The 15,382-nt window shown below is 52.5% G+C and carries 13 protein-coding genes and 1 riboswitch; of the genes, 4 read left to right on the top strand and 9 right to left on the bottom strand.

Annotation, left to right across the window (positions count from 1 at the left end):
- Nucleotides 1-159 precede the first annotated feature (159 nt).
- Complete coding sequence (locus EDD73_RS01220; protein ID WP_165876243.1) at nt 160-1,350, top strand: S-layer homology domain-containing protein; 1,191 nt, start codon at nt 160-162, stop codon at nt 1,348-1,350.
- Here the strand turns inward: EDD73_RS01220 and EDD73_RS14755 are convergent.
- Nucleotides 1,308-1,460: a hypothetical protein gene (locus EDD73_RS14755; protein ID WP_165876242.1), complete on the bottom strand. Its 153-nt coding sequence runs from the start codon at nt 1,458-1,460 to the stop codon at nt 1,308-1,310. The two genes, EDD73_RS01220 and EDD73_RS14755, sit on opposite strands and share 43 nt — an antisense overlap.
- A gap of 263 nt (nt 1,461-1,723) precedes the next feature.
- Here EDD73_RS14755 and EDD73_RS01215 point away from each other — a divergent pair, with 263 nt between their 5' ends.
- Entirely contained in the window at nt 1,724-2,479 is a 756-nt protein-coding gene (locus EDD73_RS01215) for a YwaF family protein (RefSeq protein ID WP_165876241.1), read from the top strand.
- Nucleotides 2,480-2,533: 54 nt separating this feature from the next.
- Here EDD73_RS01215 and EDD73_RS01210 read toward each other — a convergent pair whose 3' ends face one another.
- Entirely contained in the window at nt 2,534-4,618 is a 2,085-nt protein-coding gene (locus tag EDD73_RS01210; protein ID WP_131917864.1) for a methyl-accepting chemotaxis protein, read from the bottom strand.
- A 217-nt stretch (nt 4,619-4,835) separates the two neighbouring features.
- On the bottom strand, nt 4,836-5,630 hold the full coding sequence (locus EDD73_RS01205) for a tryptophan synthase subunit beta (protein ID WP_264672903.1): 795 nt from the start codon (nt 5,628-5,630) through the stop codon (nt 4,836-4,838).
- A gap of 37 nt (nt 5,631-5,667) precedes the next feature.
- Nucleotides 5,668-5,749, top strand: a riboswitch (ZMP/ZTP riboswitch).
- A gap of 142 nt (nt 5,750-5,891) precedes the next feature.
- Here EDD73_RS01205 and pflB point away from each other — a divergent pair.
- Complete coding sequence (gene pflB / locus EDD73_RS01200; protein ID WP_131917863.1) at nt 5,892-8,123, top strand: formate C-acetyltransferase; 2,232 nt, start codon at nt 5,892-5,894, stop codon at nt 8,121-8,123.
- A gap of 34 nt (nt 8,124-8,157) precedes the next feature.
- Nucleotides 8,158-8,961 carry a pyruvate formate-lyase-activating protein gene (gene pflA / locus EDD73_RS01195; RefSeq protein ID WP_243116750.1) on the top strand — a complete coding sequence of 268 codons (804 nt, stop codon included), beginning with the start codon at nt 8,158-8,160 and terminating at the stop codon, nt 8,959-8,961.
- Between the two features lie 97 nt (nt 8,962-9,058).
- On the opposite strand, the gene EDD73_RS01190 is transcribed toward pflA, so the two are convergent.
- From EDD73_RS01190 to EDD73_RS01165, 6 genes are all read right to left on the bottom strand, one after another.
- On the bottom strand, nt 9,059-9,988 hold the full coding sequence (locus tag EDD73_RS01190; protein ID WP_423244894.1) for a HAMP domain-containing sensor histidine kinase: 930 nt from the start codon (nt 9,986-9,988) through the stop codon (nt 9,059-9,061).
- A 179-nt stretch (nt 9,989-10,167) separates the two neighbouring features.
- Nucleotides 10,168-10,851, bottom strand: coding sequence for a response regulator (locus tag EDD73_RS01185; protein WP_131917861.1), 684 nt, complete (start codon nt 10,849-10,851; stop codon nt 10,168-10,170).
- Nucleotides 10,852-10,930: 79 nt separating this feature from the next.
- Nucleotides 10,931-11,914 (bottom strand): arsenic resistance protein, encoded by a 984-nt coding sequence (locus EDD73_RS01180; RefSeq protein ID WP_131917860.1) that lies wholly within the window; start codon nt 11,912-11,914, stop codon nt 10,931-10,933.
- 31 nt (nt 11,915-11,945) lie between these two features.
- Complete coding sequence (locus EDD73_RS01175) at nt 11,946-12,374, bottom strand: hypothetical protein (protein ID WP_131917859.1); 429 nt, start codon at nt 12,372-12,374, stop codon at nt 11,946-11,948.
- A gap of 251 nt (nt 12,375-12,625) precedes the next feature.
- On the bottom strand, nt 12,626-13,537 hold the full coding sequence (locus EDD73_RS01170; protein WP_131917858.1) for a DUF2680 domain-containing protein: 912 nt from the start codon (nt 13,535-13,537) through the stop codon (nt 12,626-12,628).
- A gap of 210 nt (nt 13,538-13,747) precedes the next feature.
- Nucleotides 13,748-15,373: a sensor histidine kinase gene (locus EDD73_RS01165; RefSeq protein WP_131917857.1), complete on the bottom strand. Its 1,626-nt coding sequence runs from the start codon at nt 15,371-15,373 to the stop codon at nt 13,748-13,750.
- Nucleotides 15,374-15,382: the final 9 nt, after the last annotated feature.

Here is a 15,382-nt window from a genome sequence, read left to right as displayed (position 1 = left end):
CAACGCATTCAGTAACGCATAATCAGTAACGCTTGTTTGTGATCTTCTTGAAATCATTATAAAGAAAAAGCAGGAAAATCGCCCCCGAATGCGAAAATAACATCGGGACAACTCGGATTTTTGCATTGTAATGAAATGTTTCATGAAGGGGGATACATATTGCGGAAAAAGATCATCCAATGTATACTCACGGGCTTGCTCGCTTTGGGACTAGGTACGGCTGCTGAGGCTGGCGATATTAGCATTCGCGTCACTGACCCGGCTGCAGAGGTATCTTCCTGGAGGCCGATCAACGTCCAGTACGAAGGCACGATGACCAGTGAAAACATACCGACATCGATGCCGCAGGTTGGCTTTGGCGAAAACCAAATGATGGGCTTCATTTACTTCAAAGCCGATGGGCGGCAAGCTCCTCCCGTTGAAGCGCCGACAACGGAAGCACCAACTACGCAAGCGCCAGCAAGGGAAGCTTCCATGACGGAAGGTTCAGCAACAGCAGCGCTAACAAGGGAAGAACCAACGGCGGAAGCATCCATGGCCGCAACACCAACGGAGCCAAAGGCACCTAGGCCGGCCACGGTACACCAGGGCAGCCGGGTCACTTTAACCTTGCCCTACGGTGTGGCTTACATGAAGACACCGACGGCAGAGACGCTTGATCAGTATGTGGACATTCCCTCCATGGTCAACTGGGAAGTCAACGCTATCGTCGACAGTCCCAACGCGCCGGCGCTGAAATTCATTGAAGCAACGCCCCATTCGTTGACGGTGGAAATCGTCAACTATCGCTTTGATGCGGTGCCCATGCTGGAATTCCTCTTTAATCGTCCCAACTACAGTGCGGTGCGCATCTCCGATATGGTCATGTGGCCTCAAAGCCCAGCCGATTTGCAAGGGACGATTTCGCGGCAAGAATTTTTCCAACAGTCGCTGAGCGTTACGTCGTCACTGCGCCCGGTGCCGAACGTATCGGAAGCAGCAGCGACGACGATCTTACAACGATTTACTGACGGCGATCGTACCCATCCTGCCTTGAAGCCCGGTGTTGCCGGATTAGTACAAGAAGGGCTAGTGATCGGGCGTCCCGGCAATATTCTGGCACCGGCCGATGCGCTTACCCGCGCGGAAGCGGTTACTGAATTATCACGATTTTTTGCCTGGAATGGGCAGAAGGCACCAACTGCATTTGGTGACACTGCTGATTCCTGGGCCAAAGATATCCTTAACAGTGCCCATGCCCACGGCTTAGCGTTGGGTTATCCCGATCGGACCTTCCGACCGGAGGCACGCATCACTCGTGAGGAAGCCTACGACTTACTTCGCCGTATTTTTGAAATGCCTTCGATGTAGATCTTCCCGGTGCGCTGCATCGCACCGGCGAGACTGCCGTAGATACGCACAGAGAAGCGGCAAAAGTAGATGAGATTTCCGTTGCGCTGCATCGCAACGGAGATGTTCACGCCAGAGCCCTCCAATCGAAGCAACATAAGCAGACGAAGGAGGCACAACCGCTGCGCTGCATCGCACCGGTAGTGCCTAGCATTGACTGATGGAAGGAGTGTTTTCCGTTGCGCTGCATCGCATCGGGAAGCAATCGGTTCCTTCCCCAATCAAAAGCCACCGCCAGAGACGATCTCGGCGGTGGCTTTTGATTATGGTTATGATGATATGGTTATGCAAACTAAAACAAAACACAGAGTTAACACAAGAAAGGGAGAGGGCTGTGCCAACCGTAACGGAAGCCAAACTTTTTGTTCCTTTTTCCTCTTCTCACCTTGTGGTACTTGCGGTAATCGTAGCGCTTTGTTTGCTCTTGTATTGGCAACGGGCGCTGTTGCAGCAGCCCGATGTGGACCGGATCGTGCGCACGGGTTTGATCAGTGTTCTTTTGTTGCAGGAAGCCTATACGCAGTACACCCATCTGGCCGCAGGTACGTGGTCGGCAGCGACGGTCTTACCGCTTCATATTTGCGGCATAGCGGCTTTACTGGCGGTAGTCATGCTTTTTTTGCGGAGCTATGGTATCTATGAAGTGGTTTATTTCTGGGGCATGGCCGGTGCGGTGCAAGCATTGCTGACACCGGCGCTGGGGTATAATGACTATCCCAGTGTGGCTTTTTTTCACTTTTTTATTGTTCACGGCGCAATCGTCCTGGCGTGCTTGTATGCTACATGGATCGATGGATTTGTCCCGACGATCGGGTCGATCAAAAAAACCTTTTGGGTGACCAATGCCTATATGGTGCCTGTGGCGATTGTTAATTGGCTGGTCAACGGTAATTATCTTTTTCTTTGCACGAAGCCAATGAACGCATCCATAATGGATGTTATGGGGCCATGGCCGTGGTATATCTTGTCGCTGGAAGCAGTGGGATTGGTACTGTTCGGGCTTTGTTACTTGCCCTTCCGGTTGACCCGTCGCGATAAAAGCCCGGCGGTGGGGGAGCAGAAAAACTGGAAAAATAAAAAAAGTCTGTGAAATACAATCAAGCGGCAAAAAACGCGACACCGGAATTTCCGGCGCCGCGTTTTTTTACTTCATAAACTTGCGAATTAAAACATCAATCATTTCGATGAAAGATTCCATATGTTGTCCCAACTGAGCCTGGAAGTATTGGCATTCGGCCACGTTTTCCAGAGAGCAGGCCGTGGCCGTCCGTTTCAATGCTTCGTGCACTTGTTTGTGTGGTTTTTTCAAGTGAACCACATCGGGATCGCGACGGAGCGGGTTGTCTTCGTCCATATACCACTTGGTCAGTGGCATATCTTTGAATTGGGGAAGCTCATCGAGGCTAAAAGCCTCCTTGCCGGCCACCAAGTTTTCCACGCGCATTTTCCAGAGGAGATAATCCGATTTGGCTTTGGTCAGGATATCGACAACCGATAGATCGGCTTTGGTTCCCGCATCTTGCACTTTGAAGCGGCTCATGTTCATCCGCAGTTCACCGGCCATGGCGCTGGTTTCTTCGGTGCTGGCCGCGATCGTTTCCATCGCTAGGGAGACATGTTCCGTTGATTCAGCGATCTGGTGAATTTGTTGATTGATGACTTCCACCGCCGAGGCGATAGAATCGATCAGCTTCAAGATGCGATCGGAGCTAGCTACTTCTTCTTCCGTAAGATGATAGATGTCATCGACGGCGGACGCGGTGTTTTCCATCGCATGCAGAATTCGTTCCAGGGCCTGTCCGGCGTTGTTAACGGCAGTCACACCTTTTTCCACTTCGTTGCGTGTCAGCAATGTCGATTCAAGGGCGGCACTTGTATTTTCGGTGACTTTGCTCATCAAGTTGGCTACTTCTATTGCCCCTTGGTTGGACTGCTCAGCCAGCTTCCGCACTTCTTCGGCAACGACGGCAAAGCCGCGACCGGCGTCACCGGCCCGCGCTGCTTCGATGGCGGCGTTGAGGGCGAGCAGGTTGGTTTGACCGGCAATGTTAGCAATGGTTTCGGTGATCAGACCGATTTGTTGCGAGTAATCGTTGAGGATCGCCATGCGTTCTTCCGTTTCCAAGGTTTTTTGCTTGATGTTCATCATGCTGGCGATGGATTCGGAGACAGTTTGCGTACCTTCTTTGGCCGTATTGAGGGTAAATTGCGAGGATTCTGCCGCTTTGGTGGACTTCTCGCGAGCGATCTGAATCAATGAGGAAAGCTCCAAGAGAACTTCGGAAGAATCGAGGATCGATCCGCTGCCTTTTTGTGCTTCCCCTGCGACTTTTTGGGCATTTTGAGCGATTTCATTGATGGTAGCGGAAACTTCTTCCGAGGAAGCAGCCATTTCTTCCGAGGCAGCGGCCAGTTCGTCTGCTGATTTGCGGACGAGGCTGACCATTTGCGATTGCTGATTGATCATCTGGTTATACGAGGCGGTAAGTTGTCCCACTTCGTCAACGGAATGGACTGCCCCTTGCACGGTCAGGTCACCGGCACCGGCGCGAATCATTTGTTCTTCAATTTCCTGAATGGGGTTGGTGATGCGTTTGGACAGCCAGATACCAAAGACACTGGATAAGACGATAGCTAATGCCGTAAGGCCCAGCAAGGTATAGATGATCTGGGTAATATACTCGTTGACGGCTTTGTTGAGCTCCGACGCTAACTCTGCGTTGTGTTCGGCAAGCAAACGCCGTGATTCAGCCACTTTATCATAGTAAGGGCGGCTGATACGGTAGGCTAAAAAAGCTTGCTCGTTGTTGCCGAGGTTGGCCACTTGGATGACCCGTCCCCGGATGCCTACGAACGTGGCCAATTGTTGATCTAACGCGGTGACCAGTTCCTGTGAATAAGCATCCAGTTCGGTTTTCTTAAATTGATCTTCAAGCTCCCGAATTTTTTGGGAGTTTTTTTCAACTACGGCAAACAACCGTTGACGCTCTTGCGGATCCTGGGAAAATATCGCTTGCAATGTGGCGGCTTCGCTTTCAACGGTCAATGTACGTGATTCGTTGAGCCATTTTACCGGTAACAAGCGTGAAGCATAAAGTTCGTTCGTACTGTGAGCAATTTCCGATAGATAGGTGTAAGTAATGCCACCGAGAAGAGTCATGAACAGTGCCGCTACGGTAATCAGTAGCATGACTTTCTGCGAAACTTTCAGATTGTTTAGCCAGCCCAATAGAGATGCCCCCTTAATCGATCTTTATATGCACTTGCTTCTGAGGTTATTCGACGTGAACTGTGATAAATCTTGCTAGATAATCAGTTTTTCTATGAATTTTTTCTAAAAAAACACCTCTGCACTTAAACAAAGCGCAGAGGTGTTTAAATAACTTGTTATATTACGTTATCAGAGCAATATATTTAATATTTTTAGGTAAAAGGTAAGAAGTGCGTTAACCAAGTAACGCTTTGACTTGCTCGACGTCTTTGTCACCACGGCCAGAGAGGTTGACAATGATGATCTGATCGCGGGGAAGTGTCGGTGCCAGCTTAAGCGCATGAGCCACGGCGTGAGAGCTTTCCAGCGCCGGAATGATGCCTTCGGTCTTGGAAAGCAGGGCAAAGGCGCTGAGCGCTTCTTTGTCATCGACCGCTACGTAGGTGGCGCGGCCGCTATCTTTGAGGTAACTATGTTCCGGACCGACGCCGGGATAATCCAGGCCGGCTGATACGGAGTACGTCGGCAGCGGGTTGCCTTGCTCATCTTGCATGACGTAGCAGCGGAAGCCATGAATGATACCGGGGGAGCCGGTGGTTATCGTTGCGGCGTGACGGCCCGTTTCCAAACCGTGGCCGGCCGGTTCCACACCGATGATGTTGACGCTCTTATCTTCCAGGAAAGGGTAAAAAAGACCAATAGCGTTGCTGCCGCCGCCGACGCAGGCCAGCAAATAATCGGGCAGACGGCCTTCCCGCTCTAAGATTTGGCGACGTGCTTCAATGCCGATGATCGACTGGAAGTGACGGACCATCAGGGGATAGGGATGGGGGCCGACGGCGGAACCGAGGAGATAGAAGGTGTTTTCGTAGTTGGTCATATAGTCAACTAACGCGGCGTCAACCGCGTCTTTCAGCGTACGGGTGCCGGTTTTGACGGCTTCCACTTTGGCGCCAAGCAGTTGCATGCGAAAGACGTTCAACCATGTTGTTGGTTGTGGCAGTGCCAAAACATGCTTCTTGACAAACAAGACGAGCGGGCGATAAAATGACAAAGTAATTGAATTTACGCAATCACACGACTGGCGGAAGTGGAGTATACCACAGGGAGTGTGATTGAGCTTTTATGCCGACCGCCTGGGCAATCGTTGTCCAGGGGTTTTTTTGTTTTTTAAATCGGTTCCTCGGGAAGGGTTGGTTCTATGAAACCGGCGCTTGACGGAGGGCAGGTTGAAAAAAAGCTGTCCGGGACATCGATACAATCACCAGATGATGTTGAGGAGGCAATGCAAATGCAACAGGCATGGGCAGATTTTCGCGGTGGCGATTGGCAGCGGGAGATTGATGTTCGCGGTTTTATCCAAGCGAACTATCGACCTTATGAAGGGGACAGTTCTTTCTTAACCGCTCCGACCGAACGCATTCAACGGCTCTGGGCGAAAGTAGCAGAGCTTTTAAAGCAGGAGCGCGACCGCGATGGGGTGCTGGATGTTGATACAAAGACGATCAGCACGATCATCAGTCACGGACCGGGCTATATCGATCAGGAATTGGAGCAGATCGTCGGCGTGCAGACCGATGCACCACTCAAGCGGGCCGTCATCCCCTTTGGGGGTATCCGCATGGTGCGCCAGTCTTGTGAGGCCTACGGCTATGAACTGGATCCGGAGATTGACCGGATTTTTTCCACGATTCGCAAGACCCATAACCAAGCGGTGATGGATGCCTATACGCCGGAGATGCGGGCGGCCCGGCGCAACGGGCTGTTGACGGGACTGCCTGACGCTTATGGGCGGGGGCGGATCATCGGTGATTACCGGCGGGTGGCTCTTTACGGTGTGACGCGGCTCATCGAAGACAAGAAAGCCCAATTGGCCACGGTAGGGAATGCCGGTATGCTGGAGGAGCAAATTCGCCTCCGTGAGGAACTGCGTGAGCAAATGGCGGCGCTGGAGGAACTGGCCGTCATGGCTGAGCGCTACGGTTGCGATGTGCGGCGCCCGGCGGAAAACGGCCGGGAAGCGATTCAATGGCTCTACCTGGCGTACCTGGCGGCGGTAAAAGAGCAAAACGGGGCGGCCATGAGTATTGGACGCATCTCGACGTTCCTTGATATCTACTTGGAGCGCGATCTAAAGCGGGGAACGACCGACGAGGCCACCGTGCAGTCTTGGATGGATGATCTGGTGATCAAGCTGCGCTTGGTGCGCTTTTTGCGTCCGCCATCTTATAATGAACTGTTCAGCGGCGACCCTACTTGGGTGACCGAAAGCATCGGCGGTATGGGTGTCGATGGACGTACGCTGGTCACGAAAAACTCTTTTCGCATCCTGCACAGCTTGACCAATTTGGGACCGGCGCCGGAGCCGAATTTGACGGTGCTTTGGTCGCAAAAGCTGCCGGAAGGGTTCAAGCGTTTTTGTGCGGAACTGTCGGTGGCTACATCGTCGATTCAGTATGAAAACGATGATCTTATGCGTCCCTACTGGGGCGATGACTACGGCATCGCTTGCTGTGTTTCGGCGATGCGCATCGGCAAGCAGATGCAGTTTTTCGGTGCCCGCGTCAACTTGGCCAAGGCGCTCCTTTATGCGATCAACGGCGGTAAAGATGAAAAATCGGGTGAGCAGGTGGCACCGACCTTTGTACCGATTACGGCCGATGTGCTTGATTACGATGACGTGATGAAGCGGTTCGATACGCTGCTTAATTGGCTGGCCGGGCTTTATATCGATACGTTGAATATCATCCACTATATGCATGACAAGTACGCCTATGAGCGCATCGAGATGGCCCTCCATGACCGGGAAGTGCTGCGGACGATGGCCTGCGGGATTGCCGGCTTGTCGGTCGTAGTTGATTCCTTATCGGCCATTCGCTACAGCCAGGTGCGGGTGATCCGCGATGAACAGGGACTGGCCGTGGACTATGAAGTGGCCGGTGAGTACCCGGCATTTGGCAATGATGATCCCCGCGTCGATGGCATCGCCCAGGATGTGGTGCGCATGTTCATGGAAAAACTGCGCCAGTGCCGGACCTATCGCCAGGCTGTGCCGACGATGAGTATTTTAACGATCACCTCGAATGTGGTCTATGGGAAAAAGACGGGCAACACGCCCGATGGCCGCAAAGCCGGTGAACCTTTTGCACCGGGTGCGAACCCCATGTACGGACGCGATCACAAAGGCGCCGTCGCGTCGATGAATTCGGTGGCGACGCTGCCTTATGCCCACAGCCAGGACGGGATCTCCTACACTTTTTCGATCATCCCGAAGGCCTTGGGAACGACGGCCGATAGCCGGGTACGCAATTTGGTTGCGTTGTTGGACGGCTATTTTGCTCAAAACGGTCATCATATCAATGTCAACGTCTTTGAACGGGAAATGCTCATGGATGCGATGGAGCATCCCGAAAAGTATCCCCAATTGACGATTCGCGTGTCTGGTTATGCGGTGAATTTCATCAAGTTGACGCGGGAGCAGCAATTGGATGTAATTCAGCGGACTTTCCATGAAGGGATCTAATTAGGGACGGGCAAGCGTTGAGGAGGTGCCGGGCATGATGATGATCGATTTGACGGACAGTGACGGCGAACTAGCCCTGGCCGGTGTGCCAGAAGCGCAGATTCTGGCGACGAAGGGCTGTGTCCACTCGGTAGAAACCTGCGGCACCGTGGACGGCCCAGGGATCCGCTACGTGCTTTTCCTGGCCGGTTGTCCCTTACGCTGTGCCTATTGCCACAACCCAGACACTTGGAGCCCCCAAGCCGGTGAAATCAAAATGGTCGAAACGATCATGGCGGAACTGCGGCGCTATCGTCCCTATTTTACCGCGTCCGGCGGCGGCATTACGGTCTCCGGCGGTGAACCGGCCATGCAGGCGGCCTTTCTGGGGGCGCTTTTTCAACGCTGTCATGCCGAGGGCATTCATACCTGCTTAGATACGTCCGGCTATTGTGAACCGGCGCAGGCGGAGTTGTTTCTTGATGATACTGATCTGGTGCTGCTCGATATCAAACAGGCTGATCCGGATAAGCACAAGGCGCTGACCGGCGTCGACAATGAGCGGATATTGGCTTTTGCCCGGATGCTAAAAGACCGGGCGATTCCGGTATGGATTCGCTATGTGGTGGTGCCGGGATCTACAGATGCGCCGGAGGACATCGATCAGCTTTGCCGTTTGCTTGTAGGCTTGGGCGGGATCATCCGGCGCGTGACTTTTTTGCCCTATCATACCTTAGGGGCAGGCAAGCGCGAGGAAATGGGGATTACCAATGCACTCGTTGGTGTAAAACCACCGTCGGAGACGGCGATGGCGGCCATACGAGCGCAGGCAAGGCAGTATGGTCTGCCAGTGGAGTAAGCGTTGTTATTGTGAAACAGAGCATGTCGCAAGCCTTTATAATGATAAAACCAGCGAAAAGGTCCCTGTTCAAACAGTAATGGGTTTGAACAGGGACCTACTTTAATTCGACCGTGGCTAATTCGGATTCAACGGGAAGCCAAAGACGAATGGTTGTTCCTGCGCCTAACGTGCTTGCCGCCATAATCTGACCGCCTTGAAGCTCTACATACTCTTTGGCAATGGCTAACCCCAGGCCGGAACCGCCGGTCTGGCGACTGCGGCTTTGATCGCCTCGATAAAAGCGATCAAAGATAAACGGCAAATGTTCCGGGGCAATACCTGTTCCTGTATCAGTGACCATGATGTTGATTCCAGGGCTGTTGTTGGCGATTTGAAGACAAAGGTTGATCTGAATCATCCCGCCAGATGGAGTGTAGCGTAGCGCATTATGCAGGAGGTTCAAAAGAATCTGGATGGTACGATCGGGATCGATATAAAGCAAAGCGCCGCTTTCGGCAGGGGGGAGGCCAACCTGAAAATGTACCCCCGCCAAGCGGACCGTTTCTTGAAAGGATTCCTGTACCCGTTCCAACAGATCACCGACGTAGATCAGTTCTTTTTGGATGGAAAGCTGGCGCGTTTCGGCTTTGCTTAAATCGTGCAAGTCCGTAACGAGTCGGTTCATGCGGCCGATCTCTTCTTGGAGAGAGGACAGGGATCGCTCATCCCAGGGGATGACCTTGCTTTCCAGCGAATCAAGAATGCCCTGGCTGACAGCCAGCGGCGTCCGCAGTTCATGGACCACATCGGCTTGCAACTGGCGGCGAAGCTGTTGCCCTTTTTGCAAATGGTCGGCCATGGTATTGAAATCGGCCGATAGTTTGCCCAGGACTTCGTTGGGGCTTACCGGTACCCGGTGTTCCAGTTGACCTTGGGCGATCAGATGAGCTGCCCGGGCCAGCGTTTCGATTTTGGCCGAAAAAAATCGCGAAACGAAATAGGCGAACGCAAGTGCCAGTACGCATGAAAGGATGGCCGACAGCATGTTCATCCGGGTGATGGAGCGTAGGAAAAAATTACGGGTCACATCTTGAGAAACCTCATTTTGGAAGTTCAAGGTGAAGTAGTGTAATAAATGCTGAGTGGAAAAGTGGCCAATGAAAATATTCAAGCTGGCGGTAAGCAAGATAAACAGAAAAAAAGACATGAAAATACGTCGTAAGATCATGACTTTTCTCCAAAACGGTAGCCGATGCCGAAAACCGTCTGTAAGTACTGTGGTTTTCCCGTATGGGCTTCTATTTTTTTGCGCAAGTTGAAAATATGCGTATCAACGGTGCGCTCGTAGTTTTCAAAAGTTTCACCAATAGCACCTTCCAGCAGCTGGAGCCTGGTAAAGGCGCGTCCCGGCTGCCGGGCCATCATGGCGAGCAATTTGAATTCTGTAGGCGTTAACGGGATTTCACGACCGCTTTTTTCTAAGCGAACAGCATCGAGATCGAGGTTTAACTCGCCATAAGCAAGCACGTTCCCCGTGGCCGGTAAAGCATGATGGCGGCGGAGGACCGCGCGAATGCGGGCGACCAGTTCGCGCATGCGAAAGGGCTTGACGATATAATCGTCGGCACCTTGCTCAAGGCCGTCAAGTACATGATCTTCCGAGCCTAAAGCGGTGAGCATGATGATCGGCGTAGACCATTCCTGACGGACAATCTTGCAGATTTGGATGCCAGTAAGCTCCGGGAGCATGATATCTAAAAGAAGAAGGTCCGGTTTTTCTTCCCGGACCTTCTTCAATGCTGTCAGGCCGTCGGCAGCCTCGATCACTGCCAAACCTTCACTGCGGAGAAACTGCCCGATGCTCTCGCGTAGTTTGATTTCATCTTCGACGATTAGTATCTTGGACAATTTGTGCGCCTCCTAACTGTGATCGTGGCATGGCTGGTACCATACTCCTTTTTTATTGATTTTTTAATCACATTGATTGTTATTGCTTGGCGGTCACTTCCTGCGGCTTACCGAAAAAGTGATACTGTTCGGCCAGCTTTCCGTACCATGCCGCCGCTTGCACTTGCAAGATAAAGGCTAGAGTTACGACCAGCCCGGCTTGGGGGCCAAAGGCGGTGATGGCCAAACCTAAGGCGATGGAAAGGTTACGCATGACTGTGCCATAAATTAAAGCGATGCCATCGGGCTTGGCGAAGAAGAGGCGGGCCATAACCGTGCTTACGGTGAAGTTGGCCAGGTAGAAAATCACCAAGGCGACCAGGATCCCACCGATCAAGTGGGGCTGGGCAATGACCGTTTTGGCTTTCATGGAGATGGAAGAAAAGATCACCGCTAACATGGCCCAGAAGCTGAAGGCCGGCATGTAAGGCTTAAGCACTTTTTGAAAATGTTCTTGGCCGTAGCGGCGCAAGAGCTGCTGGAAAGTGAAATGGCCGAGGATCATGGGCAAGAAGACAATGATGGCAATCGTCGTAAAGGTTTTCATGATATCGACAGGTACATACTTACCGACCATAAGCAACAGGTAAAAAGGTGCCAGCAGTGAGCCGACAATTAAGCTGAGGGCGGTCATTTTGACGGCGGCCGGTACGTTGCCTTTGAACATCATCGTCCATGATATGGTCATTCCACTCGTCGGCAGCAGGCCGGCAATGGCTAAGCCGGCCATCATCGTGGGATCGTTAGAGAGAAAAACCTTGCCTAACCCCCATGCGAGCAGCGGAATAAGCAAAAAGTTGATCAGCAGTGAGATGCCGACTACTTTGGCGTGACTCAAATCAAAGGCTTCTCTTAATTTTACACCGATCATGGTGGGGTAGATCATCAAAAAGGTGAAAATGAGGATGGAACTACTCAGAAATGTCGTGTCCGCCTGTAACCCAATGAGAAACCCAAGTGCTAAGGCCAAGGGAATGCTGAGCACAGGGTTTTTCGAGGGCCAGAAAAAAACAGTTTTCCCCATAACCAATCCCCCGATGCGTTGATGGATGGTCTTAAGCAATCAGAGCTTTGTGGCCAACAAATCCGGCAATGAGAACGACTGTAGCAATGCGGTGAAACGCCGGTGACATTTTGCGGAATCCGGAGAAAAGAGCGATGGCGACGGCGATGGCCGCGACCATGCCGGTGATGTTGACGCCTGGTTTTTCAAAGCCCATTTGGCTGAGCGCATAGACAGCATGGCCGAACACACCGAGACCGGCGATCAGACCAATGCCTTGATGCAGTTTGCGAATGATCTTGTTTTTGCTGAAACGCACGACGATGGCCGATAACAGCGTAAGGGCCAGCAAGGGTACAATGATCTTGCCGCTACCATCGACTTGTTGAGCGATGGGGTCTTTGAGCGGGCCATCGGCCCAAGCGGCGACGGGGCTGAGCAGGAAAAGCGAAAAGGTGGAAAGCAATACACGAAGGTTCATGGGGAAAGGCTCCTTTCATTATGTCCTGAAATATCCCTGCAACAGGGAGGTCGTTTTTAAGGATAAACCAAAAACAACCAAAACGAATTGAGAAAATATCAAGAAGTTGTCAAGAATCTAATGGCCGTCTCGGTGTCAGTGCCTGGTTATAAATGTTGATTGGGACGCATAAAAAAAAGCCGTCTCTTCCACGCTGACGCGGGAGGAGGCGGCTTGCTTATCTTACATCGAGGCTTTAGGAGCTGTAGTTTCTACAGAGCAGGGGCTTGGGCTCGGGCTTGGCCCTGGCCTTTGAAGCCATTGCCGTAACCTCTGCCGGATCCATTACCGAGCCCATTACCGGACCCGTTGCCGGGTCCTTTACCGGACCCATTACCGAGTCCTTTGCCTTGAGCGCAATGATTCAAGAACGTATCGATGTGGTTGGGGAGGTTGCTGAGCATGAGATCCGCTTTTTCTTGGGTCAGCTTGCCTTGTTCCACTTGCGTGGCGATGGTTTTCTTGGCCACTTCGAGAACTTGCGCTTTTAAGGTATCAGCGCTGATGCCTTTGGCTTGGGCGATCTGGACAAGGGATTTGCCAGCTTGTAACTCGGCTCGTAATTCATCAACGGTCAAGTTGACGATCGGAGCGATTTGCTCCATATAGGCCGGTCCACCGAATCCAAGGAATCCACCGCCACGTTTATTGCCAAAGTTATCACCGCGCGGGCCGAGCTTGCCTTCCCACTTGTTGTCGACAGACGCCGTGATGCGCTCGGTCATTCTTGCTTTCATGGTAGCAGCTTGCTCGGCGGTAATTTTACCGTCGGTCACAGCTTGATCCAGCCGTGTTTGCACATTTGCCACCATTTTGGCGATCAGGTCTTCTTTGGTGATGCCTTGGGCTTGAGCGATTTCCGCTAAGGTTTTACCGCTATGCAATTCCGTTTGCAGTGCAGTCGCATCGATGTTGAGAATCGTCGCCAGTTCGGTTATCGGTTGGCCTTTTCCCTGCATACCAGGACCGCAGTTGACTTTGTTAACGCCAAAACAGGAGCCAAAAGCAGGTCGTTGCGGGGCGTTGTTATCGGTTGTTCCAGTAGCCGCATAGGCAATGACCCCACCGGTAAATACAGTGCCAATCAGGCCGAGGGCAATCATTCCTTTTTTCATGGATAGCATAAGTGTCCACCTCTTTTTCTTTGTTCCTATTTCATGGGGTGCGGGACTGTTTTCCCTTGACTATAGAATAACCTACGTGTTTTTAGTGGGTTTCAGGAAGGTATCAAGATTTTGTGGAGTTTTCCGGGCTGGTGCCGGAAGTTGGGCGTTGTGTGCGCCGGAGGTCGGGCGTTGTGTGTGCCGGAAGTCAAGCGTTGTGCGCCCGGCAGATCAGGAAGCATCGGTCGGGCGGGAGGGTAAATAAAAGGCAAAGCAACTGCCTTTTTCCGGGCGGTTGACGGCGGTGATCTGGCCGCCATGAGCAAGCACAAACTCGCGGGCGATGGCCAAGCCGAGGCCGGTACCGCCAATCGTGCCGCCGGCAGGAGAAGGGTGATCCTGAAAAGGATCGCTGAAAGCGGCGTCCGGCGATTGCGTCAACGGTACGGAAGGATTTTCGCTGTTGCCGCCAGGAGCATAGCTTTCCCGGCTACGGGAAGGATCACCACGGTAAAAACGCTCAAAAACAAAGGGAAGATGTTCCGGAGCGATGCCGGGGCCTTCGTCGGCGATCCAAACGATGATGCCGGGTACCGATGGCGAAGGATGGCCTGGCGATGCCGTGGCGTCGGTAGAGGGAGCCAGAGAAGTATCCTTGGACGGAGCTTCATCAAGGACATGGGTTTGCAGCCAGGTGTCCAGCCACGATGACGCCGCACCGGCCGGCAAGGTGACCTGTGCCACTCCAACGATGATGGTGCTGCCGACGGGCGAATAGGTAAGAGCATTGCCGACGATATTGACGATGATCTGCGTCAGGCGATCGGGATCGGCCACCACATCCAGCGTTGAGTGACGATCCTGGGAATGCAAGGTAATGGTAACGTTTTGCGCTTCCGCCTCGAAGGCAAAGGTTTCGACGATACGCTGGATTACCGCTGCCGCATCGGTCGGCATAAGCCGCAAGGGAAGTTGTCCCGCTTCGGCTAAGGTCAATTGGCGTAAATCACCGACAAGGCGGGTCAGGCGGATCACTTCATCATAGATGGGTGACACTGTTTCTACGGTAGCCGGAATCAGGCCTTGCTGGATCGATTCTAACTGGCCTTCCATGATCGTCAGCGGTGTGCGTAATTCATGGGCTACATCAGCGACCATGTTTTTGCGCACTTGTTCGCCGCGCTGCAGTTCTTCGCTCATTTCATTGAAGGCGGTGATCACGGTACCGATTTCATCACCGGAGGTCACGGGCAAGCGCCGATCAAAGCGTCTTTTTTTGATTTCCCCGGCGGCTACAGCCAACTGTTTGAGGGGATGGGTCAAGCGATTGGCCAGAAAATAGCTGAGCGCAATGGCAATGGCGGAACTGAGCAGAATGGAAATCAAAAAGTTATTGATTAAGGATACCGATAATTTGGCGCGGATGCCATCAATGAAAATGGGGTTATGGGAAGGAAGCCAAAGCGTGCCGATCGGATGATCGTCCACAAGCAGCGGAACTTGAACACCGAAGCGGGCAAAAAAGTTGATGTCCAGGTCGTTGCCGGGCGGGATAGCGGGCCAGGTGGTAATCAGTTGATGTTGCTGATCAAAAAGCGCCATCGTGATCCGGTCCGGTCGACCGCGAGGGCGTGGCGGAGAAAACCGGTACTGTTGCACACCCGCCCAGCTTTCACCGTTTTCCAAGTAGTAATCGATCAAGGCGTCTTGCATTTGTTCGGCCATTTGTTTTTGGACAAAGCCTTCAAAGCGTTCGAAAACCATATCGGTAGCGCGCAGGGAAAGCATGAGATAGACGCTGGAGAGGGTAAAAATGATCAAAAAGGAGCCCAGCAGGAGTTTGCTTTGTAGTCGCATCGGTGTTCA

It is taken from the genome of Heliophilum fasciatum, from assembly GCF_004341395.1.
In the GTDB taxonomy this organism is placed as follows: Bacteria; Bacillota; Desulfitobacteriia; order Heliobacteriales; family Heliobacteriaceae; genus Heliophilum; species Heliophilum fasciatum.
The sequence above is the reverse complement of the archived record's forward strand: the minus strand, read 5'-3'. Positions and strand labels throughout refer to the sequence as shown.